The sequence below is a fragment of the Mesorhizobium sp. M4A.F.Ca.ET.022.05.2.1 genome (assembly GCF_003998845.1).
In the GTDB taxonomy this organism is placed as follows: domain Bacteria; phylum Pseudomonadota; class Alphaproteobacteria; order Rhizobiales; family Rhizobiaceae; genus Mesorhizobium.
In genome coordinates this window covers 1-4,878 of record NZ_RZOJ01000445.1, presented here as the reverse complement: position 1 = coordinate 4,878, position 4,878 = coordinate 1, and the positions used below count along the sequence as shown (strand labels likewise).

At 63.2% G+C, this 4,878-nt stretch carries 3 protein-coding genes; all 3 read right to left on the bottom strand.

What is annotated here, in order from left to right; translation table 11 throughout:
- Nucleotides 1-316: hypothetical protein (locus tag EN745_RS30105; RefSeq protein ID WP_127422922.1), on the bottom strand; the 316-nt coding region annotated here is incomplete at its 3' end.
- A gap of 13 nt (nt 317-329) precedes the next feature.
- On the bottom strand, nt 330-995 hold the full coding sequence (locus EN745_RS30100; protein ID WP_127406509.1) for an O-methyltransferase: 666 nt from the start codon (nt 993-995) through the stop codon (nt 330-332).
- A gap of 74 nt (nt 996-1,069) precedes the next feature.
- The coding region (gene rpoC / locus EN745_RS30095) for a DNA-directed RNA polymerase subunit beta' (RefSeq protein WP_127422921.1) at nt 1,070-4,878 on the bottom strand (3,809 nt) is incomplete at its 5' end.

Sequence of the window (4,878 nt, the reverse complement as noted above, 5' to 3'; positions counted from 1 at the left end):
CGGTTCGATCTCCGCGCTCCACCTCGTTCAGAACGTGTTGAACGGCAACCTCAAGGTCGTCGTGCCCCCAGCCAAGCTCGGCAATCTCGCCATACCGGACGAAATGCGAGCGGTCGAAGCCGTATTCGAATTCATTGTAGGAAATCACGCTTCGGCCGATCAACGCGACCACCCAAACGCGCCGGTCGTCCCCTGCCGGAGAGCGATGCGTCCATAGCTCCGGGTCGATGCCGAACACGTCCCAGAGTCTTCTCTGCGCAAGATTCATGCGCTCTCGCCCCGCGTTGATCAGGTCCCAAAGAGCCGCCTCGTCCATCTGTCCAACCCCTTCACTCGACGATCGCTATCGCAAAGCCGTCATAGCCCTTGGCGCCGACGGTCTGGATGGCGGTGCCGTCCAGTCGCCTCTCGCCCCCAATGAACGAGAACGCCGCGCGTGCGCCTTCGACATTGGCGTCGCCGCTATCTTCCTGCACCACAGCGCCGTCACGAATGACGTTGTCGCAGACGATGACCGTTCCAGGCCGTGACAGCTTCATTGCCCAGTCGAGATAATTCGGATTGTTCGGCTTGTCGGCGTCGATGAAGACCAGATCGAACGGACCCGCGTTTTCGCCACTCAGCGCGGCGAGCGATTGAAGCGCTGGACCGATGCGCAGATCGATCCGGTCTGACACCCCTGCCCGCTCGAAATTCGAGCGTGCGACCCTGGCATGGTGCGGATCGAGCTCCAGCGTCACGACCTTTCCATCAACGGGCAGTCCCCGCGCCATCCAGATTGTCGAGTAGCCGCCAAGGGTTCCGATTTCCAGCACCCTTCTCGCGCCGCGGATGCGCACCAGCAACGACAATAGCTTGCCCTGCGCGGCGGAGACATCGATCGCCGGCAGGCCCTGATTGCGGTTTGCTGCGAGCACCGCGTCAAGCACGGGATCCGCCTCGAACAGGGAAGCAACGATGTAGTCGTCGACGGCCGTCCAGGTCTTCTTGCTCATCATAGTTCCTCGTGGCCCAAATGCGAAAAGGGGCCACATAGGGCCCCTTTCCTTCTTCTCTTCTCATCCCGCGCTTACTGCGCGGCGGTGACCATGTCGGTCAGCATCGGCTCGGCGACCTCGACGCCAGAGGCCTTGCGGCGCTCGTCGATGATCAGCTCGTCGCGCGAGGTGGCGATGCGCCGGATCTGGCTCATCGTGCCGCCGGTGCCGGCCGGGATCAGCCGGCCGACGATGACGTTTTCCTTCAGGCCCTGCAGCATGTCGGTCTTGCCGGCAACCGCCGCTTCGGTCAGCACCCTGGTCGTCTCCTGGAAGGAGGCGGCCGAGATGAAGGACGGCGTCTGCAGCGATGCCTTGGTGATGCCGAGCAGCACCGGCTGACCTTCGGCTGGCTTCTTGCCGTCCTCGATCAGCCGCTCGTTGACCTCTTCCAGCTCGATCACGTCGACGTGGTCGCCCGGAATGTAGGTCGAGTCTCCCTGCGTGGTGATCTCGACCTTCTGCAGCATCTGGCGAACGATCACCTCGATGTGCTTGTCGTTGATCGACACGCCCTGCAGGCGGTAGACCTCCTGGATCTCGTTGACGAGGTAGGAGGCAAGCGCCTCCACGCCCTTGATCGCCAGGATGTCGTGCGGCGCCGGGTTGCCGTCGAGGATGTAGTCGCCCTTCTCGATGACGTCGCCGTCTTGGAGATGGAACGGCTTGCCCTTCGGGATCAGGTATTCGACCGGCTCGAGCGTCGAGTCATGCGGCTCGATGATGATACGGCGCTTGTTCTTGTAGTCGCGGCCGAAGCGGACCGTGCCATCGATCTCGGCGATGATGGCGTGATCCTTCGGACGACGTGCCTCGAACAGTTCGGCAACACGCGGCAGACCGCCGGTGATGTCCTTGGTCTTGGCGCTTTCCATCGGAATACGCGCCAGCACGTCGCCGGGACGGACATGCGCGCCCGGCTCGACCGAGAGGATTGCCTCGACCGAGAGCAGGAAGCGGGCATCGCCGCCCTTCGACAGCTTGCCGACCTTGCCCTTGGCGTCGTGCACGATGATCGCCGGCTTCAGGTCGTTGCCGCGCGGCGTCGAACGCCAGTCGATGACCTCGCGCTTGGTGATGCCGGTCGATTCGTCGGCCGTTTCCTGGACGGAAATGCCGTCGACCAGATCCTCGAACGCCACCTTGCCCTCGATTTCGGTGAGGATCGGGCGGGTATAGGGATCCCACTCGGCGATGCGCTGGCCGCGCTTCACCTTGTCGCCATCGTCCACGAAGAGGCGCGAGCCGTAGGCAACGCGGTGCGTGGCGCGTTCCTTGCCGGCCTCGTCGAGGATCAGCACCGCCATATTGCGGCCCATGACCATCTGCTGGCCGTCGGAGTTGCGCACCACGTTGCGGTTGCGGATCTCGACCTTGCCTTCATAGGAGGCTTCGAGGAACGAAGAGTCCACCACCTGTGCCGTGCCGCCCATGTGGAAGGTACGCATGGTGAGCTGCGTGCCCGGCTCGCCGATCGACTGCGCCGCGATGACACCGACGGCCTCGCCCTGGTTGACAGGGGTGCCGCGGGCGAGGTCGCGTCCGTAGCAGACCGCGCAGACGCCGGTCCTGACCTCGCAGGTCAGCGCCGAGCGGATGCGCACCGACTGCACGCCGGCCTTCTCGATCTGCTCAACGTCGCGTTCGTCCATCAGCTTGCCGGCCTTGACCAGCACTTCGCCGGAGACCGGATGGTTGATGTCGTCGAGCGCCGTGCGGCCGAGCACGCGCTGGCCGATCGAAGCGACGATCTGGCCGGCATCGACGATCGGCTGCATGGTGAGGCCCTTGTCGGTGCCGCAGTCGAGCGAGTTGACGATGCAGTCCTGCGCCACGTCGACGAGACGACGGGTGAGGTAACCCGAGTTCGCCGTCTTCAGAGCGGTGTCGGCTAGACCCTTGCGGGCGCCGTGGGTCGAGTTGAAGTACTCGAGCACGGTGAGGCCTTCCTTGAAGTTCGAGATGATCGGCGTCTCGATGATTTCGCCCGACGGCTTTGCCATCAGGCCGCGCATGCCGGCGAGCTGGCGCATCTGGGTGGGCGAACCGCGCGCACCCGAATGCGACATCATGTAAATCGAGTTCATCGGCTTCTGACGGCCGTTGTCCTCGAACTCGACGGCCTTGATGCGGGCCATCATCTCGTCGGCGACCTTTTCCGAGCACTTGGCCCAGGCATCGACGACCTTGTTGTACTTCTCGCCCTGGGTGATCAGGCCGTCATTGTACTGCTGCTCGTATTCCTTGGCCAAAGCCTCGGTCTCGGACACCAGCTTGATCTTGGTGTCCGGGATCAGCATGTCGTCCTTGCCGAACGAGATGCCGGCGCGGCAGGCATGCGCGAAGCCGAGCGCCATGATGCGATCGCAGAAAATGACCGTCTCCTTCTGACCGCAATGGCGGTAGACGGTGTCGATCATCTTGGAGATGTTCTTCTTGGTCATCTCCTGGTTGGCGGTCTCGTAGGGCACGTTGACGTTCTTCGGCAGCAGCTCGCCGATGATCATGCGGCCGGGCGTGGTGTCATAGATCTTCGACACGACATTGCCTTCGGCATCGACCGAGCGGAAGCGGCCTTTGATCTTGGCGTGCAGCGTCACCGCCTTGGTCTCCAGCGCGTGCTGGAGCTCGCCCATGTCGGCGAACACCATGCCCTCGCCCGGCTCGTTCTGGTTGACGATCGAGAGATAGTAGAGACCGAGAACCATATCCTGCGACGGCACGATGATCGGCGCGCCGGAAGCCGGGTGCAGGATGTTGTTGGTCGACATCATCAGCACGCGGGCTTCGAGCTGCGCTTCCAGCGACAGCGGAACGTGAACGGCCATCTGGTCGCCGTCGAAGTCGGCGTTGAAGGCCGTGCAGACCAGCGGATGCAGCTGGATCGCCTTGCCTTCGATCAGGGTCGGCTCGAACGCCTGGATGCCGAGGCGGTGCAGCGTCGGAGCGCGGTTCAACAGCACCGGATGCTCGCGGATGACCTCGTCCAGGATATCCCAGACTTCCGGACGCTCCTTCTCCACCAGCTTCTTGGCCTGCTTGACGGTCGAGGAGAAACCCTTGGCGTCGAGGCGGGCGTAGATGAAGGGCTTGAACAGTTCGAGCGCCATCTTCTTCGGCAGGCCGCACTGATGCAGCTTGAGCTCCGGGCCGGTCACGATGACCGAGCGGCCGGAATAGTCGACGCGCTTGCCGAGCAGGTTCTGGCGGAACCGGCCCTGCTTGCCCTTCAGCATGTCGGACAGCGACTTCAGCGGACGCTTGTTGGCGCCGGTGATGACGCGGCCGCGGCGGCCGTTGTCGAACAGGGCATCGACCGCTTCCTGCAGCATGCGCTTTTCATTGCGCACGATGATGCCGGGCGCACGCAGCTCGATCAGCCGCTTGAGGCGGTTGTTGCGGTTGATGACGCGGCGATAGAGATCGTTGAGGTCGGACGTCGCGAAACGGCCGCCGTCCAGCGGGACGAGCGGGCGCAGGTCCGGCGGGATCACCGGAACCACTTTCATGATCATCCATTCCGGACGGTTGCCCGACTCCATGAAGTTCTCGACGACCTTGAGCCGCTTCAGGAACTTCTTCTGCTTGAGTTCGGAGGTGGTCGAAGCTAGTTCCGAACGCAGGTCGCCGGCGATCTTCTCCAGATCCATGCCGGCCAGCAGGTCGTGAATGGCCTCTGCGCCGATCATGGCGGTGAACGAATCCTCGCCATATTCGTCGACGGCGATCATGTACTCTTCCTCGCTGAGCAGCTGGTGCTCCTTCAGCGCGGTCAGGCCAGGCTCGGTGACGATGTAGTTCTCGAAGTAGAGGACGCGCTCGATGTCCTTCAGCGTCATGT

Coding starts and splice junctions, on each gene's coding strand:
- EN745_RS30100 (WP_127406509.1), bottom strand. CDS start 995: ATGAGCAAGAAGACCTGGACGGCCGTCGACGACTACATCGTTGCTTCC.